The 14,750-nt window shown below is 60.8% G+C and carries 15 protein-coding genes; 4 read left to right on the forward strand and 11 right to left on the reverse strand.

From position 1 onward, the window contains the following. Positions 1-60: 60 nt before the first annotated feature. On the reverse strand, positions 61-702 hold the full coding sequence (gene leuD, locus NAT49_RS02810; protein WP_251590153.1) for a 3-isopropylmalate dehydratase small subunit: 642 nt from the start codon (positions 700-702) through the stop codon (positions 61-63). Further along, positions 702-2,147, reverse strand: coding sequence for a 3-isopropylmalate dehydratase large subunit (gene leuC / locus NAT49_RS02815; protein WP_251590154.1), 1,446 nt, complete (start codon positions 2,145-2,147; stop codon positions 702-704). The genes leuD and leuC overlap by 1 nt, the downstream gene beginning before the upstream one ends. Before the next feature lie 149 nt (positions 2,148-2,296). Here leuC and NAT49_RS02820 point away from each other — a divergent pair, with 149 nt between their 5' ends. Next, on the forward strand, positions 2,297-3,190 hold the full coding sequence (locus NAT49_RS02820) for a LysR family transcriptional regulator (protein ID WP_251590155.1): 894 nt from the start codon (positions 2,297-2,299) through the stop codon (positions 3,188-3,190). Between the two features lie 213 nt (positions 3,191-3,403). Continuing rightward, positions 3,404-4,381 carry a nucleoside-specific channel-forming protein Tsx gene (locus NAT49_RS02825; protein ID WP_251590156.1) on the forward strand — a complete coding sequence of 326 codons (978 nt, stop codon included), beginning with the start codon at positions 3,404-3,406 and terminating at the stop codon, positions 4,379-4,381. 145 nt (positions 4,382-4,526) lie between these two features. On the opposite strand, the gene cysE is transcribed toward NAT49_RS02825, so the two are convergent. The 3 genes from cysE to prmB are packed head-to-tail and all read right to left on the reverse strand — an operon-like array spanning position 4,527 to position 7,520. Beyond that, a complete protein-coding gene (cysE, locus tag NAT49_RS02830; RefSeq protein ID WP_251590157.1) occupies positions 4,527-5,366 on the reverse strand; it encodes a serine O-acetyltransferase in 840 nt (279 codons plus the stop codon). Positions 5,367-5,412: 46 nt separating this feature from the next. Continuing rightward, positions 5,413-6,507, reverse strand: coding sequence for a chorismate synthase (aroC, locus tag NAT49_RS02835; protein WP_251590158.1), 1,095 nt, complete (start codon positions 6,505-6,507; stop codon positions 5,413-5,415). A gap of 41 nt (positions 6,508-6,548) precedes the next feature. Continuing rightward, entirely contained in the window at positions 6,549-7,520 is a 972-nt protein-coding gene (gene prmB / locus NAT49_RS02840; RefSeq protein ID WP_251590159.1) for a 50S ribosomal protein L3 N(5)-glutamine methyltransferase, read from the reverse strand. A gap of 182 nt (positions 7,521-7,702) precedes the next feature. On the opposite strand from prmB, the gene NAT49_RS02845 reads away from it, so the two are divergent. Then, positions 7,703-8,266, forward strand: coding sequence for a Smr/MutS family protein (locus NAT49_RS02845; RefSeq protein WP_251590161.1), 564 nt, complete (start codon positions 7,703-7,705; stop codon positions 8,264-8,266). Between the two features lie 27 nt (positions 8,267-8,293). Here the strand turns inward: NAT49_RS02845 and NAT49_RS02850 are convergent, their stop codons facing one another. Together NAT49_RS02850 and NAT49_RS02855 are read right to left on the reverse strand one after the other, a co-directional pair. Beyond that, positions 8,294-9,196, reverse strand: a complete 903-nt coding sequence (locus NAT49_RS02850; protein WP_251590163.1) for a patatin-like phospholipase family protein — start codon at positions 9,194-9,196, stop codon at positions 8,294-8,296. Beyond that, the gene (locus NAT49_RS02855; RefSeq protein WP_251590165.1) at positions 9,196-10,107 is read right to left on the reverse strand and encodes an alpha/beta fold hydrolase; all 912 of its coding nucleotides are present in this window, start codon (positions 10,105-10,107) and stop codon (positions 9,196-9,198) included. Before NAT49_RS02855 ends, NAT49_RS02850 begins: the two co-directional genes overlap by 1 nt. A gap of 175 nt (positions 10,108-10,282) precedes the next feature. Here NAT49_RS02855 and NAT49_RS02860 point away from each other — a divergent pair, with 175 nt between their 5' ends. Further along, a complete protein-coding gene (locus tag NAT49_RS02860) occupies positions 10,283-11,230 on the forward strand; it encodes an AEC family transporter (protein ID WP_251590166.1) in 948 nt (315 codons plus the stop codon). Here NAT49_RS02860 and NAT49_RS02865 read toward each other — a convergent pair. From NAT49_RS02865 to NAT49_RS02880, 4 genes are read right to left on the reverse strand one after another with little or no spacing between them, the layout of a single operon-like run. Continuing rightward, positions 11,227-11,535: an antibiotic biosynthesis monooxygenase family protein gene (locus NAT49_RS02865; RefSeq protein WP_251590167.1), complete on the reverse strand. Its 309-nt coding sequence runs from the start codon at positions 11,533-11,535 to the stop codon at positions 11,227-11,229. The two genes, NAT49_RS02860 and NAT49_RS02865, sit on opposite strands and share 4 nt — an antisense overlap. 4 nt (positions 11,536-11,539) lie before the next feature. After that, a complete protein-coding gene (gene sixA / locus NAT49_RS02870) occupies positions 11,540-12,031 on the reverse strand; it encodes a phosphohistidine phosphatase SixA (RefSeq protein WP_251590168.1) in 492 nt (163 codons plus the stop codon). After that, positions 12,028-13,128 carry an NAD(P)H-dependent glycerol-3-phosphate dehydrogenase gene (locus NAT49_RS02875; protein WP_251590169.1) on the reverse strand — a complete coding sequence of 367 codons (1,101 nt, stop codon included), beginning with the start codon at positions 13,126-13,128 and terminating at the stop codon, positions 12,028-12,030. Before NAT49_RS02875 ends, sixA begins: the two co-directional genes overlap by 4 nt. 46 nt (positions 13,129-13,174) lie before the next feature. Then, positions 13,175-14,629 (reverse strand): protein adenylyltransferase SelO, encoded by a 1,455-nt coding sequence (locus tag NAT49_RS02880; RefSeq protein ID WP_251590170.1) that lies wholly within the window; start codon positions 14,627-14,629, stop codon positions 13,175-13,177. Between the last annotated feature and the right edge of the window lie 121 nt (positions 14,630-14,750).

The raw sequence follows: 14,750 nt of genomic DNA on the forward strand, positions 1-14,750 counted from the left end.
CGCACGCGCCCGGAATCGGTGTCATGTGATCGGGCGCGGGCAAACCGCGCCCACCCCGGCTCAGCTTCGAAACAGCCAGGGATTATCGGCCTTGTAGCGGGTCTCGAACGTCCGAATGGCGTCGGCCTGCTGAAGTGTAAGCCCGATGTCATCCAGTCCGTTTTCGAGGCAGTACTTTCGAAACGCATCGACGTCAAACTCAATGGTCTCACCGTCGGGCGTGTGGATGCATTGACCGACCAGGTCGACGTCGAGCCGGTAGCCCGGCGTCTGTTCGACGTCTGTCATCAGACGCTCGACCGTTGCGTCATCCAGCGTGATCAACAAAAGCCCGTTCTTGAAGGCGTTGTTGAAGAAGATGTCGGCAAAGCTCGGCGCGATGATCACGCGAAACCCGAAGTCTTCCAACGCCCAGGGCGCATGCTCGCGGGAGCTGCCGCAGCCGAAGTTTTCCCGGGTCAAAAGGATGCTGGCGCCCTGATAGCGCGCCTGATTCAACACGAACTCCGGGTTCAGCGGCCGGTTGCTGCAGTCCTGCCCGGGAAAACCTTCATCCAGATAGCGAAGCTCATCGAACAGGTTCGGACCGAACCCGGTGCGCTTGATCGATTTCAGAAACTGCTTCGGAATGATCAGGTCGGTGTCGACGTTGGAACGATCCAGCGGCGCCACAAGCCCTTGCTTGCGTACGAACTTATCCATTAGGCGCTCTCCTGCGTGCGAGATGGAGACCAGGTGCGAATATCGACAAAGTGACCCTCGATGGCCGCCGCCGCCGCCATGGCCGGGCTGACCAGATGCGTGCGACCGCCATAGCCCTGCCGCCCTTCGAAGTTGCGGTTCGAGGTCGAGGCGCAGTGCTCGCCCGCGCCCAGCTTGTCGGCGTTCATCGCAAGACACATGGAACAACCAGGCTCACGCCATTCAAAACCGGCCTGCTTGAACACCACGTCCAGCCCCTCACGCTCGGCCATTCGCTTCACAAGTCCGGAACCCGGTACCACCATGGCCTGCTTGAGATTCGGTGACACCCGGCAGCCCTTGACCACCTCGGCGGCGGCGCGCAGGTCTTCGATGCGGGAGTTGGTGCAGGACCCGATGAACACGCGATCAAGCTGGATGTCGGTGATCTTCTGACCGCCGGAGAGCCCCATGTACTCGAGCGCACGCTCGACGCCACGACGCTTGGTGGCGTCGGTAATGTCGGAAGGGGCAGGTACCGCCCCCGTAATACCAACGACCATTTCCGGGCTGGTGCCCCAGCTGACCTGCGGCTCGATCTTGGCTGCATCGAGATGGACGACCTTGTCGAACTCGGCGTCGGTGTCGGAAACCAGCTCCTGCCAGCGCCTCACCGCCTGCTCCCAGACGTCTTCACGCGGGGCGAACGGGCGCTTGGCCACATAGTCGATGGTGGTCTGATCGACCCCGACCAGACCGACGCGGGCGCCTGCCTCGATCGCCATGTTGCAGATCGTCATCCGGCCTTCCATCGAAAGCGCCTCGATGGCGCTGCCGGCGAACTCCATCGCATAGCCCGTGCCACCGGCGGTGCCGATGTCACCGATGATCGCCAAAATGATGTCCTTGGCGGTCACGCCCTCACCCAGCTCACCGTCGACCTGAATTTTCAGGTTTTTCATCTTGCGCTGAATCAGGCACTGGGTCGCCAGTACGTGCTCGACTTCAGAGGTACCGATGCCATGGGCCAACGCACCGAAGGCGCCGTGCGTTGCGGTATGTGAATCGCCACAGACCACGGTCATGCCGGGAAGCGTCGCGCCCTGCTCGGGGCCGACCACATGAACGATGCCCTGACGCTCATCGTTGATGCCGAACTGCTCGATATTGAAATCGGTGCAGTTGCTGTCAAGGGTCATGACCTGAATGCGGGAGGTGTCGTCTTCGATGCCTTCGATGCCAATGCTGCGCTCTTTCAGCGTGGTCGGCACGTTGTGGTCAGGCGTTGCGATGTTGGAATCGAGCCGCCAGGGTTTGCGATTGGCCAGGCGAAGCCCTTCGAACGCCTGCGGCGAGGTCACCTCATGCAGAAGCTGGCGGTCGATGTAGATCAGCGCCGTGCCGTCGTCACGCTGCTGAACCAGGTGGGCATCCCACAATTTGTCGTACAGGGTTCGTCCTGCCATGTCGTTCTCCCTCGGCTGTGCCGATGTTTATCGCTTGGCAAGTCAGGCCTGCCAGTCACGTCGGTCCGTTACAGCCTCTAGGCTATGGACGTGCTAGCATAAAAGCAATTCATGTTTTTTATTCTATGCATTCCATTAAGGAATATACTGTGGACACTCAAAGTCTGAAGGCGTTTGTAAGCGTTGCGCAATCAGGGTCGTTTTCCCAGGCCGCCGAACAGCTCCACCTGACCCAGCCCGCGGTCAGCAAACGCATTGCCACCCTCGAGACGCAGGTGGGCAGCCGCTTGTTCGACCGCATCGGACGCACCATCAGCCTGACCGAGGCCGGCCGGACGCTGCTGCCCCGAGCGCGCCAGATTCTGGTGATGTTCGACGATACCCAAAGGGCGCTTTCAAACCTGAACGGCGGTGTTCAGGGCAATCTGGTGCTGGCCACCAGCCACCACATCGGCCTGCACCGTCTGCCGCCGCTTTTAAAGACGTTCACGCGGCATCACCCAGGGGTAAAACTCGACATGCGCTTTCTCGATTCCGAAAAGGCGTACTCGGGCGTGCTGTCGGGGGATCTGGAACTGGGCATCGTGACGCTTGCGCCCCACCCCGACCCGTCGCTGGTCATCGAGCCGGTCTGGGTCGATCAGCTCCGATTCGTGTGCGCGCCCGATCATCCGCTGGCGCACCGGCCGGTCACCCATCTTTCGGAACTCGCGCCGTTTGACGCGGTACTGCCGGGGGAGCTGACCTTTACTCGAGGGATCGTGATGCAGAGCTTTGCCCGCGAGGGGCTCACAGTCAACGTGGCAATGTCGACCAACTACCTGGAAACGCTCAAGATGATGGTGTCCATCGGGCTTGGCTGGAGCGTGATGCCGGAATCGATGATCACCGATGAGCTTCACGTAATGACACTTGATCATCCGCCGATCGAGCGGCCGCTCGGTTATCTGTTTCATCGTCACCGAACGCTTTCCAACGCCGCGCGCGCCATGATCGAGCTGCTCGAGCAGGCAAAAGCGCAGCAGCGCACGCTACCCGCTTGAATTTCGCAAAGGCGCGGGGCAGTCTAGTCCGCTCGATGCCAGGGCGCCGAACGGGACGTTCAGGGAACACGCCCTCGCCTTAAAACGAGCCTTCAGGCGTAACGGCATCAGGGCGAGACGCTTATTAAAGACGCCCGATGAAACCGCAGCATTCAAAACGACAATACGCACTTAAAAACACCGCTTAAAACGACAACAAATAGGGTTGCCCAAATGACCTCGACTTCCTTTTTCCGGACTGGCGTCACGCTCAGTGACCTGACACGTTACTGGCCGGCAGCAGCGCTTCTGGCATGCTCGACCATCAATGCCTCCGCAGCGCTGGCCAACGACACCGCAACCGGTCAGGACGCTGCCAACGAGACGGCAAGCTACGAAACCACTGAAAATGCGCCCAGAAGCGAGTACCTCTCGAGCTGGCTCAATCAGAACGTGACCGTGATCGGCAGCAAGAACATCCGGTTCGGCCCGCAACAGATCGATGACATCTACCTCGAGTACGAATTTGCCGGGCGCAAGGGGCCGTGGGACCTCTACGGCTATATCGATTTTCCGAAGTTCTTCGGCATCGGCAACGACGCCGACAGCGGCATTTTCGATAACGGCTCGCCGGTCTTTGCCGAGTTCGAACCCCGGCTCTCGATCAACGAAGTGCTGGATAAGGATTTGAGCGTTGGCCCGTTCAAGGAGTGGTACCTGGCCGCGGACTACATCTTTGACTGGGGTCACAACTCGGACAACCGCCAGAACACCCTTTACGCAGGTGTCGGTACCGACGTCGAGACCGGCACCCCGCTTGGGCTATCGGTCAACCTCTACAAGCGCTATCAGTGGGAAAACTACGGTGCGGCTAACGAAAACCAGTGGGATGGCTATCGGGCACAGGTGAAGTATTTCCTGCCGCTCGCCACCTTCGGCAACGGCGCAAAGCTTGATTACGTGGGTTTCACCAACTTCGATTTCGGCTCGGACCTGGGCGACAAGGCCGGCGCAACCCGCACCAACGAGGCAACGGTTGCCACCAACGTGCTGCTTTACTCGTTCACCCATCTTCGCTTCATGGCCGTGGCCCGCTATTTCCACAACGGCGGCCAGTGGAATGACGACGCCACGCTTGATTTCGGCGACGGCCCCTTCCACGTGCGCTCGACCGGATGGGGGTATTACTTTGGCGTGGGCTGGCAGTTCTGATTGACTGTCTGTGCACTCAAGGCGTGAGTACGCTCAGCAAAAAAGTACGTTCAATAAAAGTACGTCCAATAAAAAAGGCCGCCCTCTAGGGGCGGCCTTTTTGGTTTTGCCAGCGCTTGATAGGAACCCGAGCCGCTGCGATCGATCAGGACTGGCTGCTTGCCGTTCTCGAGCCGGTGTCTGAAAGCGCGTCGCAGTCGCGGTCGAACGCGTTGTGCTCGAGCGTGACCGACGGGCTCGGGCACCGCGGGCGGCCAACGCGACGAGCCGGGACACCAACGACGGTGGTGTGCGGGGCGACGTCGTCGAGCACGACACTGCCCGCACCGATCTGTGCACCGCTCCCAATCGAAATATTGCCGAGAACAGTCGCGCTTGCCCCGATCAGCACCCCATGATGGACCTTCGGGTGGCGGTCGCCCGCTTCCTTACCGGTCCCCCCGAGGGTAACGCCCTGAAGGATCGACACATTGTTGCCGATCGACGCCGTTTCACCGATCACGATCCCGGTGGCGTGGTCAAGCATGACGCCGTGGCCAATCGGGCATGCCGGATGAATATCGACCCCGAATACTTCGGAACTGCGGTTTTGAAGCATGCCGGCCATCATGTGACGGCCGTCGTGCCAAAGCATGTGCGCGACTCGATGTACCTGCAGCGCAATGAACCCTTTCTGATAAAGCACGACGTTCAGTGCAAGGGTCGAGGCGGCGTCGCGCTCGAGCACGGCGTCGATGTCGCGCACCGCCTCACCGATCAGGGACGGCGTCGAGGAAAGCGATTGCCGGAACAGTGCCAGCAGCGACGTGAGCGGCAACATCTCATTGGCAAGCTTGCGCGCCATGATGTTGGTGAGCACATCTCCGAGATCCTGGCAAGCAAGCACCTGGGCATGCATGGCAGAGGCCAGGAGCGGTTCCTGGGCTACAACGTCGTTGGCTTCCTTGCAAAGCGTATCGAACATGCGCTGTTCACACGTCATCATCTTAATTCCCCGACACGAAGCGGTTTAGTACGCGAAAGATAGCAGACTACTCTTTCATGCCAAGTTTTGGTGTGCCGACCTGAACATCCGCGTTCTGACCACGATGACGCAGCAGATGATCCAAAAGCGTCAGTGCCATCATCGCCTCGGCGATCGGGGTCGCCCGAATGCCAACGCAAGGGTCGTGACGGCCCTTGGTCACCATCTCATGCCCCTCTCCCTCGACGTCGATGGTCTGACCGGGAATCGTGATGCTCGAGGTTGGTTTCAACGCCATGCTCACAACGATCGGCTGCCCCGAGGAAATGCCCCCAAGCACCCCGCCCGCGTGATTGGACAAAAAGCCCTCGGGCGTCATTTCATCGCGGTGAACGCTGCCCTTTTGATCGATCACGCCGAACCCGTCACCGATCTCGACGCCTTTCACCGCATTGATGCCCATCATGGCGTGGGCAAGATCTGCGTCGAGGCGGTCGAACACCGGCTCGCCAAGCCCCACCGGTACGTTGTCCGCGACCACCGTGATGCGAGCGCCAACGCTGTCCTGGGCGCGACGAAGCTCGTCCATATAGGCTTCGAGTTCGCCGACAAGCTCATTGTTTGGGGCAAAGAACGGATTGTCATCGACGTCTTCCCAGCGCTTGAATGGAATCTCGATCGGACCGAGCTGGCTCATGTAGCCCCGGATCGTGACACCGTAGGTGGAAAGCACCTTTTTCGCGACGGCGCCGGCGGCGACACGCATCGCGGTCTCGCGGGCGCTGGAGCGGCCGCCGCCCCGATAATCGCGGACGCCGTACTTGTGATGATAGGTGTAGTCGGCATGCGCCGGGCGAAACACATCCTTGATCTTGGAATAATCCTTGGACCGCTGATCGGTATTTTCGATCAAAAGCCCGATCGGCGTACCGGTGGTCTTGCCTTCGAACACACCAGAGAGAATGCGCACTTCGTCGGCTTCCCTGCGCTGAGTGGTGTGGCGCGAGGAGCCCGGACGACGGCGGTCGAGATCACCTTGAAGATCCGATTCATCGAGCTCGATACCCGGCGGGCACCCATCGATGATGGCGCCGAGCGCTGCGCCGTGACTTTCCCCGAAGGTGGTGACGGTAAAGAGCCGTCCGAAGGTATTTCCAGCCATGAGTTCAGTTCCTGGTAACTACGTTCTGGGTCAATTCGGGCTTACGCCGAGGGAGCGGTCTCGGCCCAATACGCCTTGAGCGTCTCAGCCGTAATGGCAAATACGCCCTCACCGCCGTGCTCAAACTCGAGCCACATGACGGGGAGGTCCGGATAGGCCGCATCAAGATGCACGGCGGAATTGCCAACCTCGACGATCAAGACGCCGTGATCGGTCAGATGCGCGCCCGCCTCCTTCAGGATGCGGTGCACGATCGACAGGCCATCATCACCTGCGGCCAGCGCAAGCGTCGGCTCATGACCAAACTCGCTCGGCATGGCGGCCAGGTCGCGTGCATCGACATACGGCGGATTGGAAACGATCAGATCGAAGCGCTCATCGCCCAGACCGTCGAAGAGATCGCTTTCAATGACCTCGACTCGATCAAGAAGCTCATGGCGCTCGGTATTTCGACGCGCGACGTCAAGCGCATCCGGGCTGATGTCCGAGAGCACCACTTCGGTGGTCGACAGCATCAACGCCGCCGCAAGCCCGATGCAGCCAGAGCCCGTGCAAAGATCCAGCACCCGCGCCGGCGGCTCGACCGTGAACCACGGTGCGAATCCCTGCTGGATCAGCTCGGCAATCGGTGAGCGCGGAATCAGGACAGCGGGACTGACTTCAAAGGGGATGCCGGCAAAATAGGCCTCGCCCAGCAGATACGGCAGCGGCGTTCGCGTCTCGACCCGCGCTCGAATAAGTGCCATCACGCGAAGCGCTTCTGGACGGGTCAGCCTGGCATCGATCACGTTAGGGTCGATGTCGTGCGGCAAATGAAGTGCGCCAAGCACCAGCGCCACGGCCTCATCCCATGCAGATTCGGTGCCATGCCCGAAGTACAGGCGCTCGGCCTGAAAACGACTCACGGCAAAGCGAATGTAGTCACGCAGCGTACTCAGCTCATCGATGAGCGCGTCATCGGTGCTCGTGAGCGGATTGACGGGGGCGGATACGAAGGTGGCAGGCGGGCACACGACAGACGAACTCCAAGAAAAATCAGATAAATGACAGTGATCGCCTATTGGCGTAGCCGGTAAGTCTACCTTGCCCATCATGGCCTTGAAAGGCGTGACATTTACATTCGAGGCATGGCTCTTATACTTGAGCCAACGCAACGCCATTCCCCTTCCCCCATTTGCTAGCGGTGTATCTTGCCATGCCGACGGATGACGACGACCTCGATTTTTTCCGCCAGAACATGAATGAGGCAGGAGTGCGCCGTCTGCACGTCAATCGCGCCAATGTGCAACCGACAAGAACGGCTGCGACCAACGCCCACGCCCGCCGGGCGGCCGCCGTTGCCGCGCCGGAAAGCGCTGACGCCCCAAGCCGCATGTCAGATGGTCGAGTCACGCCCGTTCGCCCTTCCGAAGCCTTGTTTTTCGCTTTGCCAGACCTCCCCTGGCGCACCCAACAGCAGCTCAAGCGCGGCGCCATTGAATGGCAGGCCGGGCTCGACCTGCACGGCTACACGCTCGATGAAGCCCGCTCGGAGCTCGAGATCTTTTTGAACGAGGCTCGGCGCCAGCGTCAGCGCTGCGTGATCGTGGTTCACGGTAAATCCCGCGCCAATACAGCGGGCTACCCGGTCATCAAGAGCCACGTCAACGCCTGGCTTAGAGAGATGCCCTTTGTGCTGGCGTTTTGCTCAAGCCTTGAACGAGACGGCGGCACCGGCGCGGTGTATGTCCTGTTGAAAAAAAGCGGCCAGCCTGACTGATCTCGGGCCTACGTGACGAAATGCGATCTAGCCTTCGCTGTAGCCGGCCTCGAAACGGTCCAATGCATCGCGGGCCAAATGGCGCCCGAGCTCGATCATCGGGGTGGCGCGTTGAAATTCGTGGGTTCCGCAGACCGATTTAGGCACATTGATCAACACATCCGGCGGGTAGCCGGCGATCTTGTACTGGGCCAGTGCGGCCTGGGTGATGTCGAAGGCCTTGAGCATCAGGTCGAGCTTGCCGAGCGCCTGCGCGCTCGGGGCCTGCGTGGCGTCATCGCTTGAAAAGCGCTTTCGTAACGAGGAAAACCAGCTCTCTTCGGTCTCGACCTTGATCTCGGTCGGTGACGGCAACAGCTCTTCGAGCGTCACGTTCTTGGGCGAGGTGGCTGTCGCGTTGACGGCAATGATGATGTCGGCGTCATGAGAGGCAACCGCTGGAAGAATCGGCAAGGGATTCAAGAGCCCGCCATCGACGAGAAACCGCCCCTGCTGCTCCACCGGCGTCATGATGCCGGGAATGGCGATCGAGGCCCGAATGGCGTCCGACAGCGAACCGCTTTGAAACCACAGCTCGCGCTGGCGGGTCATGTCGGTGGCAACGATCGTCAACGGCGCCGGCAGGTCCTCGATATTGAATTCATCGGTCAGCCGGCCAAGCCGGCGCATGATCTTGACGCCCCGAATGGCGCCGGAGCTTTCCCAGCTGAAGTCGAGCAGCCGAAGGATGTCGAGCGTCTTGAGCTTGCTGACCCAGCGGCGATAGGACTCGAGCTGGCCGGCCAGATAGATGCCGCCGATGACGGCCCCCATCGAACACCCACTGATGGCCACGATGTCATGGCCACGCGCCTCGAGCTCGTCGATGACGCCGATGTGGGCATACCCTCTTGCTCCACCGCTTCCAAGCACCAGTGCCACACGCGCCATTAACCGTCCTCCCGGCCCTTTGTTAGGTTATCGGCGGTACCGACATGTTCATTGAAAAAACCATCGACAATCGATGTGACCTTATCCGGGTCGAGATGAACGTGATGCCCGCCATCAATCATCCGACGATCGAGGTTTGAAAGGTGACGTCGAGCCCGAACGGCCTGAGGGTGTGCACCCAGCACGCCGCTTGAAGCCTCAATCAGCGTGACCGGACATGCCACCTCACTTAACACCTGATCCCGCTGGGCGGGCGTGAACCGCATCAGGGAAGGATAAAGAAGCCGCGGGTCGGTGCGCCAGACAACGCCGTCGTCGACCTCACTCAGATTTCTCGGCACCAGACACTCAGCCTGAGCCTCGCTCAAGGCAGTGACACCGCCGCTCACGCGCGCCCGAACCGCGGAGGCAACGCTTGAATGCACCTTGCGCGCACGTGGGCCTCGACGCATTTTCGTTACCGCACGGCGCATCTGCTGCACGACGTCGGCCTCCGGTGTTACCAGCATGCCAAGGCCGTCGAGCAACCAGAGCCGCTCGACGCGCTCGGGCGCGATCGAGGCCGTCAACAACGCAACACTTGCCCCCATGGAGTGGCCCAGCAGACGAACCGGTGCGTCGGTAAGCTCATCAAGTGCGTCCAGTACATCATGGACATAATCCCACAGCGCGTAATCGAGCGTGCCGGGCAGCCACTGGGAATGCCCGTGCCCGGAGAAATCAAGTGCCACCACACGGTATCCGCGGCGTACAAGCTCCGGGGCAAGGTGCGTGAAGCTCATGGCATTATCAAGCCAGCCATGAAGCGCAAGCACCAACGGTGCGCTTGAATCGCCCCATGTGAGCGCTGCCAGCCGCCCGCCCGCCAGTGACCGCGCGTCGAACGCGGCAAAGCCTTCATCGATAGTCATGCGTACTTACCTGTCTGTCTTTAAGCGTATCGCCATTAACGCTACCATGGTCGTAGTCCCGCCTTCTTCGATCGAGTCCGTCATGCCCAAGCGTTCCCGCCGTTCCACGCCCAATGGCCTTTTTCTGATTACCGTCGTTGTGGCGCTGATCGTAGCCTTTTTGAGTTTGTAATTCATGAACCCACTTGATCTGTTCATCGATACGCTGAACGTGACCCTACCGGTCTTTGCCATGGTGCTGCTTGGCATGGCCCTCAAAAAGATTCGCCTGATCGATCATGCCTTCATCGATACCGGCTCAAACCTGGTGTTCAAGGGCGCCATGCCCACGCTCATTTTCCTGAGCATCGTCGATGCCAATTTTTCAAGGGCCTTCGATCCAAGTCTGGTGCTCTATTTCAGCCTTGCAACCGTTGCAAGCTTCTTCGGGGTCTGGGCGATTGCGACGCGTCTGGTCATTCGAGAAGACCGGGGCGTGTTCGTTCAGGGCGCGTTTCGAGGCAACTGCGGCATCGTGGGCCTTGCCTTGGCCGGCAGCATGTATGGCCCGGACGGTCTCTCTGCCGGTGGTATCATGGCCGGCGCGGCCATCATCATCTACAACGTCCTGTCGGTGATCGTACTGGCGGCCTATCAGCCGGGCATCGATATCAGCGCGCGCGCGCTTGCGATCAAGATCATCAAGAACCCACTGATCATCGCGGTGATTTCTGCGCTGCTCTTCTCGAAAGCCGGAGTCACACTGCCGGTGTGGCTGCACACCTCGGGTGATTATTTCGCGAGGATGACGCTGCCGCTGGCGCTGATCTGCATTGGTGGGACGCTCTCGGTCGGGTCATTGACCCGCGCAAGCACCGTGGCGCTTCAGGCAAGCTTTTTCAAGATGATCGCGATTCCAGCGCTTGCCATCCTCGGCGCCATCGCACTTGGCTTTCGAGGCCAGCTGCTCGGCATCCTCTTTCTTTATCTGGCAAGCCCCTCGGCCTCCAGCAGCTTCGTGATGGCCAAGGCGATGGGCGGCAACCATACGCTTGCCGCCAACATCATCGCCCTGACCACACTTGCCACCGGCGTCGTCATTACCGCCGGGGTGTTCATCATGATGTGGCTCGGGCTGGTTTAACCGCCGGCCTGAATCACGACCTCGAACTGCTCGAGGCCTCCGCCGTCATTGAAGGCCTCTTTCGGCATGGGATTGGCGTGCGCGGCCTTGAAATCCTCGCTGCCAACCCAGTCGCGAAACGCCGTCTGGCTTTCCCATTCGGTCTCGACCACATACGGCGCCTGATTGCCCTGGGGCTTCAGGATGCGCATGCGAACGAAGCCGGGCTGCTGCTCGATCTGCCCGACCCGATGTTGAAACCGGCGCTCGAACTCTTCGGCGTAATCCGGTTTGACGAAGACCCGATTATTGACGATGTAGGCCATGTTACTACCTCGCAACCGCCTGACCGGGCGTCTGATGGGTGATAAGCGTTGCACAGCCGGCCGCCCATACATCGGCGTCAAGAACCGCGATGTCGGCGGTGCCCATCGGCATGCGTGCGTGCGTGCCGCCATCGACCAGTCGACCGACCAGATCCGCCACCAGCGGCATATGGCTAACCAGCAGCCAGGGGCTGCCGTCGGAGGCATTTTCCTGAAGCCACTCGATCACGGATTCCGGCGGTGCGTCCGGGGTGATCAACGGCAATGACAGCGAGCTCGCGGCACCCAACGCCTGCGCGACCAGATCCGCGGTTTGACGTGCCCGCTTGTAGGGGCTTCCCACGATGGTCAGTGACTCACGTTCGCTGTCGGTCAGCGTTTCTTTAAGCCACTGCGCGCTTTGACGCACTTCCTGCTCGCCGAGAGGTTCAAGGGGGCGTGAGGCATCGGGGGTTCCGGAGGCAGCTTCGCCGTGTCGCATGATAAATAGTTTCATGTGCGTGGGTCCTGATTGGTCTCGTAGAGTGAGTGATGATCCCGCTGTGCGTCCTGACGGGAGAGCGTGAATTCAACGTCGCTGCTGTGATCGCTTCGCATGAGCGTAAGCCCCATGTCCTGGGGGGAAACGCCCTCGAACAGCACCCGGTACAACCCGTCGGCCAGCGGCATGTAGATGCCTTCCTGGCTCGCGCGCTGATGCACGAGACGCACGGTATTGACCCCCTCGGCGACCTGTCCGAGCGTCTCGATGGCGTCGTCAAGCGTTCGGCCCTCGCCTACGGCGTAGCCAATGCGGTAATTGCGCGAAAGCTCACTTGAGCAGGTCACGATCAAATCACCGACGCCTGCAAGGCCCAAGAAGGTCAGCGGGCTTGCGCCAAGGCTCACGGCAAAGCGGCTCATTTCAGCCAGCGCCCGGGTCATGATCATGCTTTTGGTGTTGGCGCCCATGCCGAGCGCGGCCGCCATGCCAACGCCGATGGCGTAGATGTTTTTGAGGGCGCCTCCGAGTTCAACCCCGTAGCGGTCATTGCTTGCATACACTCGAAAGTAATCGCAGCTCAGACAGGCCTGGGCCGAAGCCCGCGTGAACGGGTCATCGCTTGCGACCACTGTCGCGGTCAGATGGCCGGCGGCAAGCTCCGAGGCAAGGTTGGGGCCGGATAAGACACCCACGTGGGTGCTGTCGGTTTCCTCGCGCACGATGTCGCTCATCAGTGAAAACGTGCTTTCCTCGATGCCCTTGGTGGTGCTCAAGAGCACCTGATGCTCATTGAGCCAGGGGCGAGCCATGCGAACAACGGCCCGAAACGACGCTGACGGAATTGCGATCAAGACAAGCTCCGCATCCTCGAGCACCCACGCCATGTCGGTATTGGCCTTGATGGTCGGGTTCAACTCGATGCCCGGCAGATAGCGCGAGTTATGGTGCTGCTCGGTAATTTCGCGTGCGAGTGCGTCGTCCCGCATCCATTGGCGCACGCGCGCGCCCTTGGTCGCCGCGATGCTTGCAAGCGAGGTGCCGAAACTGCCACCGCCGAGGACGGCGATGCGTTCGGGTGTGCGGGTCACACTGTCGTATGTGTCTGTCATCAATCGAAAAACCTTGTTTATCGCGACGTGTGGCGAGCCTACCTGCTCACGACGAGCACGACAATGTTATTTCCTGCGCACCGGCTTCCGGCGGCAGATGCCATGCCCCGTGCGTTTCCCGAGGCTCGAACGGCGCCGACAAACAGGCTCGGTATTCCTTGAGCGGGCCGACATCGCCCTGCTCTGCGGCCTCGATCACTGACCGAGCGTGGTGAAGCCTTAGAACGTAGTACGGGTTGCATTGACGCATCGCCGCCTGACGGGCCTCGACAGCGCGGTGCTCTCGGCCAAGGCGCTGATCGTAGCGCGCAAGAAAGGCCCGTGCGGCCTCGGTGTCACCCAGCACATCGAGCAGTGCTTCACGGCCTGCCAAGGTGTCATCGTACGCACACAGGGCGCGAAACGAGCGGTGATAATCGAGCTGCTGGTCTCCCAGAAGGTCAAGCCATTGCCGGCAAAGCTCCGAATCCTCGTCTTCAAACGTCTCGAGTCCGAACCGGGCGCGCATGGTGTCGCCGAAACGGGCCTGAAGATGCCCCTCGAAGCGCCCGAGCTCGGCCTCGAGCGTGGACTTGTCCACCAGCGAGACCAGTGACTGGGCGAGCCTGACCAGATTCCAGAGCGCAACGCCCGGCTGCTGATCGAAGGCGTAGCGCCCCTGGGCATCGGTTCGGTTGGGCACACGGTCGGCCACATAGGCGTCCAGAAACGCGTAGGGCCCGTAATCAATGGTCAGCCCGAGAATCGACATGTTGTCGGTGTTCATCACGGCATGAACGAAGCCGTAAGCCTGCCAGTCCGCCACCAGGTGAGCGGTGCGCTCGACCACATCGGCAAAGAGCGCGGCATAGGGGGCGTCCACATTTTTGAGCCAGGGCCGGTGACGGTCGATAACGTGATCGGCCAGCTGTTTGAGCGCCTCGGTCTGCCCGGACAGCCCCAGCCATTCGAAATGGCCGAACCGCACATGGCTTTCAGCGACGCGCAAAAGCGTCGCCCCCGGCTCGACCCGCTCTCTGGGCACCCGCTCATCATTAATGGCAACCGCCAGCGCATGGGTGGTCGGGATACCAAGGCCCGCCATCGCTTCACTTGCCAGATATTCGCGCACGCTCGAGCGCAGCACCGCCTGGCCGTCGCCGAAGCGGGAATACGGCGTACGCCCCGCCCCCTTGAGATGAAGGTCCATCGGCCCCGACGGCGTATCGACCTCACCAAGCAACAGCCCGCGTCCGTCGCCAAGCGCCGGATTGTAGGCACCGAACTGATGCCCGGTGTATTTCTGGGCCAACGGCTCCGCGCCTTCGGGCACCCACTGCCCGGCCATAAGCGCCCGAAGCTGATCGTCCAAGGGCTCAAGCCCCTCAAGGCCGAGCCGCGCCGCACAGCCAGGACTCACATCCAGCACCCGTGTACCGGCGCGAGGCGTGGGCTGAACCCGGGTATAGAACGCCTCGGGCAACCGGGCGTATCGATTATCGAACTGGAGTCGGTCAAGCATCTTGTTTCTCGAAACGGCAACTGTGGGTGCAGTATGGCATCATTGGCGCCCGGACCCCGAACACATCACATGCGAATATCCCCGCCAACCATTTAAGTAAGCGTTAAGGCTTTGGCAGCAC

It is taken from the genome of Larsenimonas suaedae, from assembly GCF_023712105.1.
Taxonomy (GTDB): Bacteria; Pseudomonadota; Gammaproteobacteria; order Pseudomonadales; family Halomonadaceae; genus Larsenimonas; species Larsenimonas suaedae.